Source organism: Lysobacter sp. N42 (assembly GCF_004344885.1).
This window is the reverse complement of record NZ_SKFB01000002.1, coordinates 64,832-84,368: the sequence shown is the minus strand read 5'-3', so window position 1 is coordinate 84,368 and position 19,537 is coordinate 64,832. Positions and strand designations below refer to the sequence as shown.

The window sequence follows — 19,537 nt, the reverse complement described above, 5'->3', positions numbered from 1 at the left end:
TGATCTCGAATTCAATATCGAAGGATAGCAATGGAGACAAACAATGATTCTGCTTGTCTGCCTCATCCTAACCACAATAGCCCTACTGATTAAATATCAGCAAAAAGCCCCAGCTATTTTTGGTGGAGGAATGCTAGTCACGGTACTAGCTGGTTGGGTTTCACCTGAAACCATGCTGAAAAATGCAGCGAATCCCGGCTTAGCAACACTAGTGCTGTTAATTCTAATTTCCTTCGCTTTGGAAAAAACGAGCCTTTTAAGAAAAGTCTCGAGCTATCTGTTTAGTAAATCAACCACAGGCAGTATTTGGCGAACTATGGGTTTTTCGGCTTTAGCGTCGTCGGTTTTAAACAATACCGCAGTGGTTGCAGCTTTGCTAAATGCTGTTCGCTCTAACAAGTATGTGCCTTCTTCTAAGTTACTGATCCCTCTTTCTTATGCTGCCATCATGGGCGGTACAGTCACGTTAATTGGTACATCGACAAATCTTATCGTGAATTCGATGTACACCGACAAAGGGTATGCGGGCTTCGCGTTCTTTGATTTCACACTCGTTGGACTAGGCGTCACTGTGACGGGGTTAATTGCATTATTTGTGATGACCTATTTTTTACCTGATGAACACGAGAAGGAATCACCGGTGTCTTCTTATTTTGTAGAAGCTCGTGTGTCTCAAAACTCGCCTTTGATCGGTAAAACGGTTCAAGAAGCGGGTATACGTCATTTAGATGAATTATTTCTAGCGGAAATCATTCGAAAGCGAGAAATCATACGACCTGTTGCAAGGTACGACGTATTGCAAGCAGGCGACAAATTGATTTTTTCGGGAAATGTAACCAAGGTCATGGCGTTAAAACAATTCCCTGGACTTACGTTATTTGCAGAAGACAATGGTTTAACCACCCATCAATTAACTGAAGTAATTATTAAGGAAGACTCCGTATTGGTGGGGAAAACACTTAAGAGTACCGGTTTTCGCGCTCGATTTGACGCGGCGGTGGTAGCGGTTCGAAGAGACGGGGGGCGAGTTACAGGAAAGTTAGGTGAAACCTTTCTTCAGCCAGGTGACTTTTTGCTTCTCGCTACCGGCCCTGACTTTGCATCACGTCACAACATTTCCAAGAACTTTTTCGTATTAAGTGGGGTAAACCCTGACTCGATGCTTAGCGGCTGGCGCGAGCGTGTAACCCTTTGGGGCTTCGTCGCCATGATAGCCGGCACAGTTGTTACAGGCTCTTCTTTGTTCTTAGGTGCGTTATTGCTGCTTGCTGTACTTCTGTTTGCTGGATGCTTAAATAGCAACGAGATTAAACGGCGTTTTCCGGTTGAAATCTGGCTCATCGTAACTAGTGCGTTGTGTATAGCTTCAGCCATGCAATCAACAGGGCTTTCATTGGCGATAGGTGATTTTGCTAAAGATGTACTTTCGGGCCACGCACCTTTCGTGACCTTTGCGGGTGTGTTTTTAATGACTTACTTGCTTACAGAGCTAATCACGAATAACGCTGCCGCGGCACTCATGTTTCCCATTGCATACAGTTTGGCGCAGGGTTTAGGTATTGATCCTTTTCCGATGGTGATGGGTGTTGCATTTGCTGCATCCGCGAGCTTTTTAACGCCCTATGGTTATCAAACAAACTTGATGGTGTTCAACGCGAGCACATATCGCTTAAAGCACTTTTTACAAACAGGAACACCGGTTGCTTTAACTTATATTGGTAGCTGTTTAATTCTGATTCCGATGGTTTTTCCGTTGGATGTATCGTAGGGCCAGCGGATATAGGGGACTGTCTTCAGACCGTCCCCAAATGCTTGAAACAGCAAAGATTCAAAGAAAAGGGACAGGCTGAAGCCAGTCCCTGCGCTTAAAAGACCGCACAGCGGTCCGTACGAGTAGAGTAGATTCCGGATTGAAAGGAACAAAATGAAAGAAAACATAGTTTGGCACAACACCTCTGTTTCACATGACGACAGAGTTCAACTTAATGGCCACAGACCTGCTTTGCTCTGGTACACGGGCTTAAGCGGCTCTGGTAAGTCGACCATCGCGAACGCGGTTGACCGTAAGTTATTTGAAAAAGGTTGCCACACTTATCTTTTAGACGGCGATAATGTGCGCCATGGCTTGAATAAAGATTTGGGCTTTGACGACGATTCTCGTGTTGAAAATATTCGCCGTATTACCGAAGTAGCTAAGCTTTTTACCGATGCAGGTTTAATTGTAGGCACTGCTTTTATTTCTCCGTTTATTGCAGACAGAGAACAAGCTAGAGAAATAGCAGGTACTCACTTTGTTGAAGTGTTTGTGGACACACCGCTAGAAGTTTGTGAGCAGCGCGACCCGAAAGGTTTGTATAAAAAAGCTCGAGCTGGTGATATTCCACATTTCACGGGGATATCTTCTCCATATGAAGCGCCGGAGAATCCCGAAGTTCATTTAAAAACAGATGAAATGAGCGTGGAAGAAGCTGCCGATCAGGTTGTTTCTTATTTGGTCCAGAAAGGGATTATTGGCTAAAATGAACTACATAGACGTATTTAACGGCGATGCTGACGGAATTTGCTCCTTGTTGCAATTACGCAAGGTTAACCCTGTGCCGCGTGATCAACAAACGCTGATTACGGGTGTAAAACGCGACAATGCGCTGATTAAACAAATTTCTCCTGAACTGGCAAAAGGCTCAACGGTTCATGCGTTAGATATCTCTTTTGATAAAAACACAGGTGCGTTAAAAGCCATTTTAGACGATGTAGACACACTATTTTATTGTGACCACCACCGCGCAAATACGCTATTCGAACACGAGCGTATGATGAGTATCATCGATCCTGCACCTACCCAATGCACTGGTTTACTGATGAGCCATCACTTGGGTGGTATGGAGCATTTATGGGCTATTACAGCTGCATTTGGAGATAGCCTTGATGCTGTAGCTTATCGCGAAGCCGACGAATTTGGTTTGAACCGGGAAAATACAGAGCAGCTAAAAGAGCTAGGTGTGCTTTTGAATTACAACGGTTATGGCGCGACTTTAGAAGATCTCCACTATGCACCAGCAGATTTATATGAGCTTTTATATGCCTATGACTCTCCATTTGATGTAATTAATGACAGCGACTCGCCGTTTGCAAAACTAAAAGCAGGCTTTGCTGCAGATATGGTATTGGCAGACAGTGCGACCACACTTTCTAGTTCACCAGAGCTTATTGCGGTGCAGTTAGAGCAAGAAGCATGGTCGCGGCGTATCAGCGGAACCTTGGGTAATCAGTTGGCGCATGAAAAGCCAAACCGTGCTGTGGTTATTTTAACGCCAAATGCCGACGGGAAAACTTATACCGTGAGCTTGCGAGCACCGAAGAATAATCTACAAGGAGCCGGCGAAATATGCGCGCGCTATCCTTCTGGCGGCGGCCGTGCTGGTGCAGCAGGTATCAATGCACTTGAAAGCGACCTTGTGGAGTCTTTTTTACACTCCGTGGTTGAATATTACAGTTAGTCACAAACGTTGAGTTTGTGACAACGCGGGACAGAGCTAGCGAAGCTAACTCTGTCCCCTTACCAAGGCTAGCTAGATTAGCAAATAGATACAAAAAACTTGAAGTGCCTGGTTATTCCTAGCACACTTGTCTCCGATTAGAATTTATAAGAAAAAGAAGCTTCTTCATGATGAAACCTCGTTCCAAATTTCCAATAGTTAAAGCTGCAGTGGTAGGCGCTAGCGCGTTATTACTCGGAGCTTGTTCCTCGGTTTTTTACGATGCGAGAAAAACCATTGAGTATGCATTTGAGGAACGCCCAGACGTTTCCTTTACTCAAGAAGAACTTGAGCAAATGCCCTACACCGTTTTCTATGGTCAAATCGAGGGCCAACAGCGTACCGCAGTGATTCTTGGATTTGCTGATTGGACTAACGAAATTCCTCGTTTAAGTTGGGTTTCGGGAGGTCGTCAGTCACTTTCTACTGAATATGCTCGCATTATTAGCACTTCTGGCCTGGATCGCGATTTAGTCGCAATGTCGGACATTTCGGATGATCCATTACGTTGCTTAGTACGCGATTCTAATAACTGCACAACGCAGTGGATTCGCCAAATAGACATGGAAGGTGACGGTGACTCTCGTGGTGTTACTTCGGGAACAGAAACAATTATCTCAGACTTCACGGTGTATGGGCCAGAAACCTTGATGTTACCCATGGGAGAAGAGAAGCAAGTTTACCGTGTGGAAGAAGAAGGACGCTTTGTTTTTGCGCGTCAGGACTTTAACAATACGTTTTGGATTGAACCCGACGGTCATGTGGTGAAAAGTAAACAAGTAATGATGCCGAATACATTCGCAATTGAATTAACGCAAGTGAAGTGGGTAGGGCGTGATGGTAACTAAGATGATGGAAAAGATATTCGCCGTACTTTTAACTTGTGTTGCATTGACGTCTTATGCGCAAGAAAACGCTGATGAGTACACCACAGTCAAAGTGATTGTAAACGACAACATTACCATGGAGTTCAGCCGCGATGTTCGCTTAGATGTGGTTTTGAACACCGCATTAGACCAGTGGGAACGTGAGCTAGGATTAGAGCCGTTAGACATTTATTGGCCGAATGCTCGTTTATCGATGCTCGCTGGCGGACGAAGTGAACACACAGAGTTAGAAGCAAAAAGAGATGAAGTGTTAGCTGAACTAGGAACGCTTACCTCTTACTTCTTAGACAGAAATGACCGTGAACGTGCTGCGCAAGTAGCTTCGTTACGTGAGCAGTTAAGCTCGATGTTAGTTGCGTGGCAGCCTTTTGGCACGCCAGAGCTGGGTGCTAGTCGTTTGTTTATTGAAAACAACCCACGTTTAGCACCGGGTATTTATCACCTTACGCTACCAGAGCGTGAACCCTATTTTTATGTGTACGGATTAACGAAAAGTTACGGTAAGCAACGTATTTATTCACAGCAAACTGTGCGCGGTTATTTGTTCGGCCATGAAGAAAACGACGTGTTGTGGCCTGATGCTGATATGAGCTATGCCTACCATGTGCATCCTGCCGAACAGCCTAAAGAAGTTCCATGGGCGGTATATAACGCAGAAGCTGTGCACCTTATGCCGGGTGATATTCTCTTCTTAGGGTTTGAAGAGAGTAACTTGCCTTCTCGCTACGAGGGTATTAATGCGCAAATAGCCGAACTTTATAAACATTTTTGGCATGACCCTTCCGCACAGTTTATGGACAATCGCGTAGAAGCCACCGTGGAAGGTCGAATTCCGGACGTATTCCATTGGGAACGTTTAGATATGGAACCTACACGCTCTAACTATGGCGTGATTGGCCTTATGCAGACACCTACAGCACGTATGGCTGAGATGGGTGAAGCTGCGTTTAATTACACGGATATGGAAGAATACCGTCGATATAACTTTACTTTACAGGTGTTGCCTTGGTTGGAAGCCGGCGGCTTTTACACACAAATCCCCAACCGATTATATAGTGGTTCTGAAGGTTTTAGTGGACGAAATGTTCTTACGGATAAAGGCTTTAATGTTAAATTTCGCCTGTGGGAAGAAAGCGAATATATTCCTGAAATTTCGTTAGGAATGCGTGATTTTGCAGGAACAGGATTATTTAGTGATGAATATATTGCTGCAAGTAAGCGTTGGGGACCGTTAGACTTTACTTTGGGAATTGGCTTTGGTCGCTTGGGCACTAGCGACAACTTTATTAACCCTTTCTGTGAAGTTTCGGATAGTTACTGTGATAGAACATCTGGATTAAGCGGAAGTGGCGGTATCCCTGAACTTGATAGTTGGTTCACCGGCCCTGCGGCAATTTTCGGAGGTGTGGAGTATCAAACACCATTCCCGGGACTACGCGTAAAACTTGAGTATGAAGGTAATGACTATTCAAGAGATCGTTCAGGTGTAGACATGACACCGAGCTCTCCGGTGAATATCGGTCTGAATTACCGAGTCACTGATTACTTCGATATCCAGTTCGGCGTTGAGCGCGGAGATATTTTCTCGATTGGCTTTACGCTGAGAACCAACTTGAATACGTTGAGCCAGGTTAAAATTACTCCAGACAGGGTGGAAGCAATAGAATCACCCCGCGCCCGAAGCCTCGATGATGTCCGTTGGAATTACGTTTCTAGAATGACTGAAGCCCAATTTGCCTTCAGTGGTATGCGGGTCATGACAGACTCTGTAAACGGAGAAGAGATTGTTAGAGCTTATGTAAATCCGCTTCGCACACGAGATAGTGATGAGGCAGTCGAACGTGCTTCGAGAGTTTTCTTAAACGAATTACCAGAGTCAGTGGACACTTATGAGTTTGTTCAACAAGAGTCTTTGATGCCCGTTCTGACTACAAGGGTTCCCGTAGAGGATTTCCGCGCTTATGTTCAGAATGAGGTGCCCGACAGAAGCCCTAGTGATGTTTCTGAGGTCTTTGAGCGTGACGAGCCCGTTATGCGACCTGGAGATGATGACGAGCGTTGGGTTTATGGTGGCCCGTATAGCTTTAAGCCCACGTTCGGATTTGCTCCGTTCCTAGATCAAGATTTTGGCTCACCTGAAACATTCCAGTTTTACCAACTTGGTGTAAATGTTTTCGGAAGTACCTGGCTAGACGAGCAAACATTTGTTAATGGGCAGATAGGTATTAATGTGGTCAATAATTTCCACAAGTACAATTTTACGGTCGATGCCTTTGATGACCTGCCACTGCCGCGTGTAAGAACTTATGTTCGGGAATACATGCTGAATGATGTGTGGCTCAATTCCATGCAGATTACTCGTATGCATCAATTCAGCGAGTCTTTCTACGGCATGGCTTATGCTGGTATTTTTGAACGTATGTATGGTGGGGTTGGCGGTGAGGTTATGTGGCGCCCTCTCGATTCGCGTTTAGCCGTTGGTTTAGATGTTAACTGGGTGAAGCAAAGAGACTTTAATGGTGCCTTTGGCTTTAGAGATTACTCAACAACAACCGGCTTTTTGACGGGGTATTATCAAATGCCTTGGCTTGAAGACACTATGTTGCAAGTTGGTGCGGGGAGATTTTTGGCGGGTGATACAGGCGCAGCAATTCAACTTCAGAAAAGGTTCGATAGCGGTGTAATTGTTGGGGCTTTTGCGAACCTGACGAACGTTTCATCTGAAGAGTATGGTGAAGGTTCTTTCACTAAAGGTGTATTTATTAGTATACCTTTCGACCTTATTAGTGTTTTACCGTCTAGAGAGCGAGTGAATGCGAACTGGATACCGCTTTCCAGAGACGGAGGACAACAATTGCAGAGAAGTACAGCATTGTATCCGCTGACAGATATTCGCGCACCGTACTTTCAGCGTTAGTAAAGATTTTCCTTGATTTTTCAGTGGGAAAAGCCGATAGTAAAAGGTACTTGGTCAGGATAAACCGAGTATTGAGCTCAAGATAGCTTTAGCGGGCTATCACTTTAGATGTTTCGAAACTAAGGAATAATTTATGAAGAAATCAATTTTAGCGTTTGCTGTTGCTGCAACGATGGGCATGGCGCCTGCGTTCGGTCAATTAAGCACTCAGGGCACAATGGGCACATTTGAGGGTGTTCGAGTTGCTAGTGGACAAATCATTAGTAACCTTCCTCAATTATCTGGTTTGACGCTTACTGGTTTGGCTGCGTCTGCAACTGGCGTGTTTACCATTATGCTAGACAGTGCTGGTAACGCGCAGATTGTGAATCAAGAGTGTGAAGATCCTGAGTTGGAGTTTCCGGATTGCGATCCAGGCACAGACCCAACAACTACTACAACGGTTACAGCAACAACTCCTGTAACAGTTACAGTAACAGGCACAACTACAGTAACTACTACGGTAACTGTAACTAGTAACTAATTTGTTGTTTGTTCAGAAAGTTAAAAACCGCGCTACGGCGCGGTTTTTTTATGCTCGAATATAAACCAAATTTTTCTTGCTCTTTTTCTAAAAAGGCGCATATTTATGACTGCTCTTACTCAGTCAACAGGCCTGAGTATTGGGCTCAATCCTGTTTTAGCAGCCTGTCACATTATGTTTTGAGGCAAGGTGATTTTTATGAAGAAATTAATTTTAGGATTGGCTGTTGCTGCTACTGTGGGTACTTCTCCCTTGTTAGCTCAAACAGGAGGTCAGGGAACAATTGAAGGCACTATTTCTCGCGAAGGGACATTTTTTGATAATGTACGTTTTAATGCGGGTCAAATTATTAGTAACGTACCTAAACTGTCGGGATTAACCATTACAGGTATTGGTGCCGCGAGCACTGGTTTCTTCACCATTCTTTTAGACAGTGCCGGAAATGCATCAGTTTATACGCTAGAGGTTTGTGAAGACCCTCAGTACGAGTTTCCATTGTGCGAGCCGGGAACTGATCCTACGGTAACGACAACAACAACCGTGACAGTTTCGGTTACAAACACGATAACGGGTACTACTACGGTGACTACGACTAGTAATTAGTTTGTGCGCTTGAAAAGGCGAAGTGTTGGGGGGCTGACTTCAGTCTGACCCCATGTGTTTGAATTGGTGTTAGATGTTCGATATGTGGGGACGGGCTGAAGCCAGTCCCCTAACTCAAAACGAATCAACGAGAAACCTTAAACTGCCGTACAAGTTCTTGTAGCTTTTCAGCTAACGTTGCGAGCGATTCGCTAGCCTCTGAAGACTGGCTTACGGTTTCTGCGGTTTGGTTGGCTACGTCGGCTACGGCGTGAATGTTTTCCGTAATCTCTTTCGTTGCTGCGGTTTGTTCCTCTGTTGCGGTGGCAATTTGATGCACCATGTCGTTAATAACGGAAGCCGCTTCGTTAATTTTTCTTAATGATTCGCCGGCGCTGTTGGCTTTCTGGCTAGAGCCTTCCACTTTAACCTGACTTCTTTCCATGGCGTCTACCGAGCGCGTAGCTGCGCTTTGTAGTTTGTGGACCACGTCTTGAATTTGCTTGGTGCTGTCTTGTGTGCGGCTGGCTAACGTTCTTACCTCGTCAGCAACTACAGAGAAGCCACGGCCTGACTCACCGGCGCGTGCGGCTTCAATAGCTGCGTTCAGCGCAAGTAGGTTGGTTTGGTCGGCAATATTTTCGATAACGGTAAGTACTTCGCCGATTTGGTCGCTGTCGCGTTTAAGTTCATCGATGATTTCGCCGGTAGTTTTGATTTCACTATTTAAGTCTTGAACACTTTCAATGGTTTCGTCGACGGCTTTTTGTCCGGCGTTAGACTCTTCTGTGGCGTTGGTCGCGCCAGTTGCTGCTTCTTGGGCGTTGCGTGCAACTTCTTCTGCGGTGCTACTCATTTCGTTAACTGCGGTAGCTGCATAGTTGAGTTGGTCGTTCTGGCGTTGAATGCCGGCTTCTGTTGATTCGCTGATGCTGGAAAGCTCGGTAGCAGAAGAGGCAACCTGTTGTGAGTAGTTGCTTATGTCGGTAATAACTTGTCGTAGCTGAACTTGCATTTTGGCGATAGCGGCTAACAAGCTGTCTTCGGCAACGCCTCTTAAGTCGATGTCTTGGGTTAAGTCGCCGCTTGCGACTACGTTGACAATACGCCGCGCTTCGTTGGGGTCGCCACCGAGTACGCCGTTCACGTTGCGAGTAATGGCGAAACATATCGCGACACTAATACCACTTATGACTAAAACTAAGATGAGTAGGGTCCAGAACATTCGCGTTACAGGTGCTAGTGCTTCACTGTATGGTTTTTCAATCACCAACCCCCAGCCCAGCATGTCGATGTAGTTGTAAATACCGACTACTTTTTCGTCGGCTGCGTTTTGGTAAATGTCCATACCTGAGTTGCCGCGTGCTATGGCGTCGGCAGCCGTGGTTTGGAACGTCGCTTCTGCATTGCGTTCTGAACGCGACGGTGTGATGGCTTTACGGTCACCACCCATCAAGAAGATGTCTGGGTTTCCGACAACGCTGATTTGTTGTACTTGACGCGTGATGTTGTCGAGCATTACCGCAGCGCGGAACACGGCGACAATGCGGCCATTGTTACGAATGGGAATAGCGACGTTACTAATGCGGTTGCCGGTAGCGCGTGACACTAGCGGGTTAGAGAAAGTGTCATTTCCGCCCATCGCGCTTTGGAACCAGCTGCGGTCGGCTACTTGAAAGCTACTTGCCTGGTTTGGCGGAACATATACAGCACTGCCATTTTCGTATTTCACGCCAACAAGGCCTACGCCATCGGTGCTAATAATGTAAATACTGTCGTAAAACCCTTGGGCTTCCGCCAGTGATGTAAGTATGCCACCTAAGCTGTCGATATCTATGTTCCGAGTTTCTTCTAAACTTGCGAGCATGCGTACTTCGTCTTGCCGTGCTGTAAGCCATGTTACAAATGAATTCGTGGCAGTTTGGCCAGCGGATTCCAGTCGGTTTTCAATAGCACTGGTGGTGGCAGCCCTATACTGCACGTAAACCAGCGTAGATACGGCTAAAACCGACGCAATAACGAGTGCTAGTATCATGGTGGTTAGGCGGCCTTTGAAGCCAATGCTTTGCCAGAAGTTCTGCATGCGAGTATTCCTTAAAGGACAGGTTATGACACAAATATTATCGGTAGGTGCGCTTATAGTTTTAGTTCTAAATTCTAGGTTAGGCAAGTAGTTAGAGGCGTTAACATGCTATAGTAGCTGGGAGTTCTGGCGCTAGGTATTTAATATGTCGATGAAAAATTTGATAGAAACTAAACTAAAGGCACAGTTTGAGCCGGATTTTCTTAGTGTTGAAGACGAAAGTTACATGCATGCTTCCGGGCCTGATGCTGAGTCGCACTTTAAGGCCGTGATTGTAAGTACAGAATTTGAAGGAAAGCGACTTGTGGCCAGACACCAAGCTGTAAATACGGTTTTAGCCGATGAATTAGCTGGGTCTGTGCACGCGCTTGGGCTTCATACTTATACACCTGAAGAGTGGCGGGCTCGGCAAGAGTCTGCTCGGCAGTCGCCTAATTGTTTAGGTGGCGGTGCGAAAGGTTAGTACGTCATCTGATCTGTTTGTTGGGGCGTTCTCGGTTAGAATGCTTGCAATTTATAAAACTAAATAGCGAATAAGTAGGGAATTATGGTTATTAAGCCTCGCATACGTGGATTTATTTGTACTAACGCGCACCCAGTTGGATGTGCTGTAAATGTTCAAGAGCAAATTGATTTCGTGAAGAAGCAGCCACAAGTAGACATGCCGAAGCGTGTTTTAGTGATCGGTTGCTCTACGGGTTATGGCTTGGCCTCTCGAATAGTTGCTGGTTTTGGCGGCGGCGCACAAACTCTTGGTGTGTGCTTTGAAAAAGAGCCGACTGAACGCAAGACTGGTACTGCGGGTTGGTACAACACATCTGCTTTTCATGAGAAAGCTTCCGCAGCGGGTTTATATGCCGAGACACTTAACGGCGATGCGTTTTCTGATGAGCTAAAAGAAGAAACGATTGCCAAGATTAAAGCTGATTTAGGCCAGGTAGATTTGGTGGTATACAGCTTGGCATCTCCTAAGCGTAAAGACCCTGAGTCTGGTGAATTGTATAGCTCTACATTGAAGCCCGTAGGCGACACGTACACGACAAAAACCTATGACACCGACAAAGATTTAGTGCACGACGTAACGCTTGAGCCTGCGAACCAAGACGAAATCGACCAGACTGTGAAAGTGATGGGCGGTGAAGACTGGGAACGTTGGATTAAAGCTCTTTCGGAAGCTGGAGTGTTGGCGCAAAATTGTCAGACTACAGCTTACACCTACATTGGTAAGCAGTTGACCTGGCCGATTTATGGACATGCAACCATTGGCAAAGCGAAAGAAGACTTAGACCGCGCAGCAGCAGCGCTTCGTGCCGACTATCAAGAGCTTGGTTTAAACGCTTATGTTTCTTCGCTGAAAGCTGTGGTTACCCAAGCTAGCTCGGCAATTCCTGTGATGCCTTTATATATTTCATTGATGTACCGCGTGATGAAAGAAGCTGGTACTCATGAAGGTTGTATTGAGCAAGTGTATCGCTTATTTACCGAAGGGTTATATGTTGGCTCGCCTGAACTTGATGAAGCAGGGCGCTTGCGTATGGACGGTTTGGAAACCAACGACGAAACCCAAGCCGTAATTCAAGGTTTGTGGGACCAAGTTACGCAAGACAACTTCCATGAACTGGCTGACTACCAAGGCTACCACGCCGATTTTCTGCGCCTATTCGGCTTCGGCATCGACAGCGTTGACTATGATGCAGATGTAGACCCAGTTGCCAGCTGGTAAATCAGAATTAGGGTTTAAGGCAATAGATTAAAACGGGGTCAGAGCACCAAGTGCTCTGACCCCGTTTTGTTTTCACCGATAGTCCCATATGACAAGCGATTGCGCTTATTTGGGTAAATTTCTTACTTTTGTAGTTTTGCTGTGGTTTCGGGCTGTAAACCTTGTGTGGCTTAACGTTCGCTTAAATCAAAGATGGGGTCAGAGCACTTTGTGCTCTGACCCCATCTTTACAATTTCTAAACACGCTATAGACTGGTCTAATTCGCACACATAAGTGCGTGCAAAAACAAAAAGCTGAGTAACAACTTCCTCGTATTGTGGTTGAGATGAAGGTGAGACTCTCAAAACAATACAATTAGGAAGCTCCAATGAAATTCGCCCTTCGTGTTGCTACGGTTATTCTTCTCGTTAGTTCGTTTTTAAATCCATCTTTTGCTCAAAGCAGTGACGTCATTGGTGATCGGTATCTTGCTATTGAAAGTGGCTCGGTCATTCGTGACTTGGTTACGGGCCTTGAGTGGCAACGTTGTAGTTATAATCGAGTATGGGATGGAAGTACGTGCACAGGATTACCTTCAACGCACTCTTTTGCAGGTGCGGCAGGTTTAGTCGCTGATGGTGGCTTTGCGTTGCCGACTAAAGAGCAGTTAAGAACATTAGTTTACTGCTCAAACACTGGCGAGTACGATTCTAACGGTGACGACGCTGAATGTGGCGTATTTGGAACTTATCTTGAGCCAACCATTGATACGGTGGCTTTTCCCACAACCGCTTCTGACTTTTATTGGACCTCTAATGAGGGGGCATCAGCGACGGATGGGGTTTATGTTTACTTCAGCAACGGGCAAGTATCTGAAACAGAGAAGAGTACGGAACTCGCTGCACGCTTAGTTCGCCAGGGTACGTTTGTTCCAACAGAATTAACAGTAACTACAGACGGTGGTGGTACAGGAACGATTATGAGTAGCCCTGCTGGTATTAACTGTGGCTCTACTTGTAGTTACAACTTCAACCAATATTTAACGGTAACGCTTACGGCAACAGCTGATGCAGGTTCAGAGTTTGTCGGGTGGCTGGGGTGTGACAATACAACCGAAAACTCCTGTGAAGTAATGGTTTCAGATGCAACCACAGTAACCGCAACGTTTGATGTTGCTGCGGGCGGTGGTGATCCTAGTGACGGTGGTAGTGGCGACGGAACTATGAGCGACCGTTACATGGTTGTAGGTGATGGCAGCATAATTCGTGATACAGAAACTAACCTAGAATGGCAACGCTGTAGTGTGGGGCAAACTTGGAGTGGAAGCACGTGTACCGGAGAACCTTCCATTTATGTCTACGCAGACGCGTTGGATTTAACCGCGGATGGCGGGTTTGTGCTCCCAACACAGGCACAACTTAGAACACTTGTTTATTGCTCGAACACTGCTTCATTCGATTCGAATGGTACAAACGATCCATGCGGCGAGCCGGAAACATTTGTTTCGCCCGCCATCGACAGTGCAGCATTTCCAGCGATTGCTCTATTTAACTTCTACTGGACCGCTACACCGGGAGACTTTGAGGGTGAAGCTTATATCGTAGATTTCTCTTCGGGTCTTTCAGCACCTGACTTTGACTTTTTTGAGCAAGCAGTTCGTTTGGTTCGTGAGGCTGTAGCGCAAAGCTATACGCTGACCATCACTGAGCCACAGAACGGGACAGTTACGAGTTCGCCAGAAATTAACTGTGGCGAGGTTTGTGAGGCAACTTACCCAGAAGGAACTGAGGTTACGCTTACCGCGACTCCTGATGATGGCTATGTTTTTGATAGTTGGACTGGGTGCACATCTGAAACGACCAGATGTACTGTAATGATGGACGCTGCGAAGACCGTTGCAGCTAATTTTAGATTGTTCATACCAACTTCAGAAGGTTACATAATTGACGGGCGCTACGAAGTTCAGAGCGACCCAAGTCTTGTTTTGGACACCGTGACTAACCTTATTTGGAAGCGTTGTACTTATGGGCAGGAATGGGTAAATGGACGGTGCACAGAGGCGGCGACGAGTGTTAATGATTGGAATGACGCTATTCTTCTTCCCGATGATGATAGTGATTTCGGGTTGCCTACTCGAGATCAATTAAGAACGATTATCTATTGCTCGAATACGGGTGAATACAACTTGAATGGAACTGCCAATGGTTGTGATGATTTTTCTTCTACTTATGACCGACCGACTATCAATTTAACTGCGTTCCCCGGAACAGCAACAGATGTATATGGAGCTTATTGGACATCAAGCACGGCGTCTGCGGGTGACGTCTATGCCGTGTATTTCAATTTCGGCAATATAGCTCAAACATCAGTCGTGCACAGTGAGCCTGCATATGTCCGTTTGGTGCGCGAGGCTGTACCGCAAAGCTATACGCTGAACATCACTGAGCCACAGAACGGGACAGTTACGAGTTCGCCAGAAATTAACTGTGGCGAGGTTTGTGAGGCAACTTACCCAGAAGGAACTGAGGTTACGCTTACCGCGACTCCTGATGATGGCTATGTTTTTGATAGTTGGACTGGGTGCACATCTGAAACGACCAGCTGTACTGTAATGATGGACGCTGCTAAGACCGTTGCAGCTAATTTCGCTGTTGCTGCACCACAGTATACGCTGGACCTAAATATCATTGGTGAGGGTTCTGTAAGAATCATTCCTGGAGTTATTGTTTGTGACACTAGTTGCGAAGTGGAATTTGACGAAGCTATATGGGTCACTTTAATAGCAACTACCGGTGGTGAAAGTATTACAATCAAGGGGTGGAGCGGCTGTGACAATTCGGTTCAGGATAGTTGTTCGGTAAGGATTGATCAAGCGAGAACAGTTACTGTTGAGTTCGGTATGTTCGTTCCAGTTTTGCCTGATTCAGAAATAGACGACCGTTACGTGGTTCAGGACGATCCAAGTCTTGTGTTAGATACTGTCAATAATCTTATTTGGCAACGCTGCGCTGTGGGACAGGTATGGAACAATGCGGCTTGTGAGGGATCTGCTACTCTGTTTAGTTGGAGCGCTGCACAAACGCTGACAAGACCTGGGAACTTTCGCGCACCCACCATTGATGAATTACGTTCGATAGTATTCTGTTCTAATCGGGAAATTGGCAGCCAATATGAACAGAATGAAGACAAAAGAACTTGTGGAGCTACTGGCGAGTACGAGAGCCCTACAATTAATGGTCAAGCATTTCCAGATACGTTACCTAGAGCCTATTGGTCGTCTACACCATATTCTGGTAGGGCTGATGAAAGAGCTTGGGCTATTCATTTTGAAGCCGGTTTTGTTACTGACTATGATTATGCAGGTAGATCCGAACCCGTTAGATTAGTGAAAGTGATCGAGCCAACAACATATAACCTTTCCATTAATAAAAATGGGACAGGAACCGGTGTTATTTCTAGTAGTCCGGGCTCTATCATCTGTGGTCAGGTGTGTACTGAGGACTTTGTGGCGGGTACGACGGTATCGTTAACGGTTGGAGATGATCCTAGCATTGTTACTACTTGGACCGGCTGTGACTCGGTCTCTGCATTGGGTGTGTGTACAGTAACTGTGGATGAAGATAAATCGGTGGCGGCACAATTGGATATTAGGATGTTTACCGTTGAATTCTTGGACATTGACGGCAACCGAATTGGAGATATTCAAAGTGTTCCTTATGGGGGCGATGCAGTTCCACCGGACGCTCCTGAAGTTCAAGGGAAAGTTTTTGCTGGTTGGGTAGGCGGCTCTTTTGAAAATGTTACAGAGAGTGTGACGTTAACTGCTCGGTATGATGACTTGCCTCCGACAGGAGAAAATTTAGACTTCAGTAATGTTGACGGTGGTGAATCGTTGCTGATTGAGCCTGATATTGCCAATCGCACAGATACGACAACCTTGAAATTAATATCTGAACCTGGGCTAGGCACCTTAAGTGACAGTGCTAGAGGGTGGACCTATCAAGTTAATGGACGTGAAATGGGAACGGATAGTTTCACATACGCTGTAACTGATGGAGATTATCAGTCTGCAACTTATACGGTGGGTATTGAAGTAATTTGGGGAACTCGTAATCCTATAGCTGTCGCAGATACATATACACCACCCTACAGTGACACGAATCAATACGTCTTAAATGTCACAGAAAATGACTTTCATTCAGGGGCTGAAGTTAGTGTGAATGCAGTGGGAACTCCACAATATGTTACGCGCTCAGATTCCGGCTCTGCTTTTATTGCGACGGTTCCAGCCAACTTCTCTGGTCGGTTCGAGTTTGATTACAGACTCGTAGATGAAAATGGGGCCTCTGAAGAACCTGCAAAAGTTGTTGTGACTATTGAAAGTCCTCCAGAACCTCAAGGACCTGTATTTAGCGATTCATCATTGGAAAGAGTTAGAATTAACGCGACTGGACTCAATACCTCAATATCATCAATACCGGTTCCCGAGGCTTCGGATGCGCAAGGGAATTCTGTTGTTGTGTCTGGACCAACTGGAACTAGAGAGCCCGGGCTACACTACATTCAGTGGCGAGCTATCGACGATGAAGGTTTAGAGACAACAGCTACTCAGGAACTTTGGATTGATCCTATAATATCTATAAGCGCGCCGACGATTCGGTTCTATGGCAACGTTGCAAACGTTGGCGTTTCGCTTAATGGTACTTCACCTGATTACCCTTTAGTGGTTCCCTACACTTTATATGAAGGTGATCTTACTGCTGGACCGACTGATGAGGTGGTCATTGTAAATAATGGTCAGGTCACTCTAGAGGATGAACAAGAAGCTGGCGAAAGCGAGCAACAGGTGTCTCCACGAATCGGTGAATACACGGTAATTCTGGATAATGAGGCAGGTTTAAATATCTCTTCTTCCCATTCAGTTGCGAATTTAATTTACGAAACTGACTACTTGGATGTTCAACTCGAAGCTTACCAAAATAATCAGTTAATTACTGAAATAGATCCTGAGGGTGGTCTAGTTGAAATTAGAGTGATCATTCATGCATTTCCAGAATCTTTGGTGTATAGGGAAAAACACACTTTTAGAACTTATGGGCCTAATCTAATCGATGAATCTCCGAGATTTCTGAAAACTAATATTAGGGTGGATTTTAGCGATGAAGAGCGTATTTACAGGTTTGACCCTCGTGATTATAACCAAGGAACGAGATTCAAATTTAAGACAAGGCTTCGTTATATACGGCCTAACAAGACTTCTCCTGCAGCTAGTGACACGCTTGTACTTATCATGAGCGCGGGCAGCTCTGTAGGTGAGTCAATGTATTCTGCTGGGTCAGCCAATGGAGAACGTAACTCGAGAAATCTGAGCTCTGAGCGCAACACTTCATTTGATGTTGATACGGACAGGGACGGTATACCTGATAATATTGAGGGCGCTGGCGATAGTGACGGTGATTTCATTCCAGACTTCCTAGACAGTATTTCTCGAGTCAATCTATTACAAATGGAATTATTTAGTGAGCAATTACTACTTCTGGAAGCAGAGCCATGGGTAACCCTTAGTGTCGGTGAAACCGCGTTCACTGCAGTAGAAAATTATAGCGGTGCGATAGTCGACCAGGCCTTTGCTGAGACCATGATGGCTCAAGAGAACGAGTTCAGCTTTGTATCTCCCATAATTGATTTTGAAGCATCATCAGAGCTCGGTGAAAGTAATCTGAATATTGTTGTTCCGCAATTGAATTCTATTCCCGCGGAGGCTGTGTACAGATTGTATGTAAATGAAAGCTGGGTTTCGTTCTTACAAGATGAGAATAACAGTGTTGCATCAGCCTCAACTACAGTTGGTGTATGCCCTCCACCTAGAAGTGCTTTGTGGCAACCAGGTTTAAATGAAGGGCATGTTTGTATTCAAGTGACGCTTGAAGATGGAGGCCTTAATGACTCCGACGGCGAGTTTGATGGTGAGATAGCGATAACGGGAGCAGTAGCAGTACCAAACACGGGCAACAATGCACCAGAAGTTGAAGACATCGATGTGACTTTGAAATGGAACATTGGCCATGACATCGAGGTGCTTGATTATGCATCGGATGTGGACGGTGATGCGCTTTACATTATTGCAGCGAGTGCGCAGTTTGGTAGCGCGACGGTTGTAGATGGTCAGTTTATCCATTACGAGCCTCCTCAGAACTTTGGTGGCACTACAACGATTACTTACAGTGTGAGTGATGGTGCTGGTGGTGTCGGTACGGGTGTCATCAATGTAGTGGTGCGCTCGAACCTGTTACCTGAGGTGGCTGATGACGCGGTTGTGTCAGACGATAGAAGCGTGATTGATATCGACGTTCTAGCAAATGACTACGACCCAGAAAATGACGTATTAACTGTAGTTTCTGCTTCAGCGCAGCAAGGCACTGTTGAGATTATTGATGGTCAACTGATTCGTTATACGCCGGTAGTTGGCTTCGGCGGTACGGATGTTGTGAGTTACACAGTTGAAGACCCACAAGGTGGTTCCGCTTCTGGTGAAGTAAGTATTTCACTGAGTGTTGTGGAGACTATCGAGATTACGGGTAAATCTTCTGGAGGCTCGATGTCGCCGATGTTCTTGGCGTTGTTCGCGTTGCTTATGGTGTGGCGATTCACGTCGCTGCGCCATGTGCGAAATGCAGGGCGTTTTATGGGTGTTGCCGTTGTAGGTTTGCTTGTTTTGATGGCGCAACCGGTTGTTGCTCATGAGCATGGTGATTATCAAATTGAACTTGGGGCTGGCATCAGCGACGTTGATGTTAGCCGTTCAGGCATTGAGCAAGCATTACCTGCTGGCGCGACTATTCAGCGTTACCGTAGTCGGAACGATGCCGTTATGGTGGAGTTCACGCATAGCTTCGCTGATTCATGGCGCTTAGCGGTGGGTTATGTTGACTTGGGTAGTGCGCATTTAAACCTACGCGTAGACACCACAACGCCTTCTGAATCTTTTGCTGAGCTTGAAGGCTTATTGGCCATTCGTGGTGCTGGTTACACTGTGGGCGTGCAACACGATGTTCCAGTATTTGAACGCTTGAAGCTTGGTGTTGACGCCGGACTCTATGCTTGGGACGGAGAGCGCAGTAGCTTTTCTACTTGGGGCGACAGCGCGAATACATCCGTTTCAGGTTACGACCCATATTACGGTGTTTCCGCCGCGTACGCTTTTTCAGAGCAAACCGGTGTACGCCTCCGCTGGCGCAGTTATCAGCTAGAGGATGTCGTAGATACATTGACCTTTAGCATCTACTACCGGTTTTAAACCCTAAAA

General features: G+C 45.9%; 10 protein-coding genes and 1 pseudogene. 10 read left to right on the top strand and 1 reads right to left on the bottom strand.

Annotated elements, in window-relative coordinates:
* Positions 1-43: 43 nt before the first annotated feature.
* From EYQ95_RS05630 to EYQ95_RS05600, 7 genes and pseudogenes are all read left to right on the top strand, one after another.
* Positions 44-1,768 carry an SLC13 family permease gene (locus EYQ95_RS05630; protein WP_111914931.1) on the top strand — a complete coding sequence of 575 codons (1,725 nt, stop codon included), beginning with the start codon at positions 44-46 and terminating at the stop codon, positions 1,766-1,768.
* 165 nt (positions 1,769-1,933) lie between these two features.
* Positions 1,934-2,518 (top strand): annotated as a pseudogene (gene cysC, locus EYQ95_RS05625) (adenylyl-sulfate kinase); the annotation flags it as partial.
* 1 nt (position 2,519) lies between these two features.
* Positions 2,520-3,497, top strand: coding sequence for a DHH family phosphoesterase (locus EYQ95_RS05620; RefSeq protein ID WP_111914929.1), 978 nt, complete (start codon positions 2,520-2,522; stop codon positions 3,495-3,497).
* Positions 3,498-3,664: 167 nt separating this feature from the next.
* On the top strand, positions 3,665-4,384 hold the full coding sequence (locus EYQ95_RS05615; protein WP_111914928.1) for a YjbF family lipoprotein: 720 nt from the start codon (positions 3,665-3,667) through the stop codon (positions 4,382-4,384).
* A 1-nt stretch (position 4,385) separates the two neighbouring features.
* Positions 4,386-7,340 (top strand): YjbH domain-containing protein, encoded by a 2,955-nt coding sequence (locus EYQ95_RS05610; RefSeq protein WP_165831949.1) that lies wholly within the window; start codon positions 4,386-4,388, stop codon positions 7,338-7,340.
* 133 nt (positions 7,341-7,473) lie between these two features.
* Positions 7,474-7,863 carry a hypothetical protein gene (locus tag EYQ95_RS05605; RefSeq protein ID WP_111914926.1) on the top strand — a complete coding sequence of 130 codons (390 nt, stop codon included), beginning with the start codon at positions 7,474-7,476 and terminating at the stop codon, positions 7,861-7,863.
* A gap of 198 nt (positions 7,864-8,061) precedes the next feature.
* Entirely contained in the window at positions 8,062-8,466 is a 405-nt protein-coding gene (locus EYQ95_RS05600) for a hypothetical protein (protein ID WP_111914925.1), read from the top strand.
* Between the two features lie 124 nt (positions 8,467-8,590).
* Here EYQ95_RS05600 and EYQ95_RS05595 read toward each other — a convergent pair whose 3' ends face one another.
* Positions 8,591-10,528: a methyl-accepting chemotaxis protein gene (locus EYQ95_RS05595; protein WP_111914924.1), complete on the bottom strand. Its 1,938-nt coding sequence runs from the start codon at positions 10,526-10,528 to the stop codon at positions 8,591-8,593.
* 145 nt (positions 10,529-10,673) lie between these two features.
* Here EYQ95_RS05595 and EYQ95_RS05590 point away from each other — a divergent pair, with 145 nt between their 5' ends.
* The 3 genes from EYQ95_RS05590 to EYQ95_RS05580 all read left to right on the top strand — a co-directional run bounded on the left by EYQ95_RS05590 (position 10,674) and on the right by EYQ95_RS05580 (position 19,528).
* Entirely contained in the window at positions 10,674-10,991 is a 318-nt protein-coding gene (locus tag EYQ95_RS05590) for a BolA family transcriptional regulator (RefSeq protein WP_111914923.1), read from the top strand.
* A gap of 84 nt (positions 10,992-11,075) precedes the next feature.
* Positions 11,076-12,251 (top strand): enoyl-ACP reductase FabV, encoded by a 1,176-nt coding sequence (gene fabV, locus EYQ95_RS05585; protein ID WP_111914922.1) that lies wholly within the window; start codon positions 11,076-11,078, stop codon positions 12,249-12,251.
* 368 nt (positions 12,252-12,619) lie between these two features.
* Positions 12,620-19,528 (top strand): DUF1566 domain-containing protein, encoded by a 6,909-nt coding sequence (locus EYQ95_RS05580; protein WP_111914921.1) that lies wholly within the window; start codon positions 12,620-12,622, stop codon positions 19,526-19,528.
* Positions 19,529-19,537: the final 9 nt, after the last annotated feature.

Excerpts from the sequence above, each read along its gene's own strand:
- EYQ95_RS05630 (WP_111914931.1), top strand. The coding sequence starts at position 44 with ATGATTCTGCTTGTCTGCCTCATCCTAACCACAATAGCCCTACTGATT.
- EYQ95_RS05620 (WP_111914929.1), top strand. The coding sequence starts at position 2,520 with ATGAACTACATAGACGTATTTAACGGCGATGCTGACGGAATTTGCTCC.
- EYQ95_RS05615 (WP_111914928.1), top strand. The coding sequence starts at position 3,665 with ATGATGAAACCTCGTTCCAAATTTCCAATAGTTAAAGCTGCAGTGGTA.
- EYQ95_RS05610 (WP_165831949.1), top strand. The coding sequence starts at position 4,386 with ATGATGGAAAAGATATTCGCCGTACTTTTAACTTGTGTTGCATTGACG.
- EYQ95_RS05605 (WP_111914926.1), top strand. The coding sequence starts at position 7,474 with ATGAAGAAATCAATTTTAGCGTTTGCTGTTGCTGCAACGATGGGCATG.
- EYQ95_RS05600 (WP_111914925.1), top strand. The coding sequence starts at position 8,062 with ATGAAGAAATTAATTTTAGGATTGGCTGTTGCTGCTACTGTGGGTACT.
- EYQ95_RS05595 (WP_111914924.1), bottom strand. The coding sequence starts at position 10,528 with ATGCAGAACTTCTGGCAAAGCATTGGCTTCAAAGGCCGCCTAACCACC.
- EYQ95_RS05590 (WP_111914923.1), top strand. The coding sequence starts at position 10,674 with ATGTCGATGAAAAATTTGATAGAAACTAAACTAAAGGCACAGTTTGAG.
- fabV (WP_111914922.1), top strand. The coding sequence starts at position 11,076 with ATGGTTATTAAGCCTCGCATACGTGGATTTATTTGTACTAACGCGCAC.
- EYQ95_RS05580 (WP_111914921.1), top strand. The coding sequence starts at position 12,620 with ATGAAATTCGCCCTTCGTGTTGCTACGGTTATTCTTCTCGTTAGTTCG.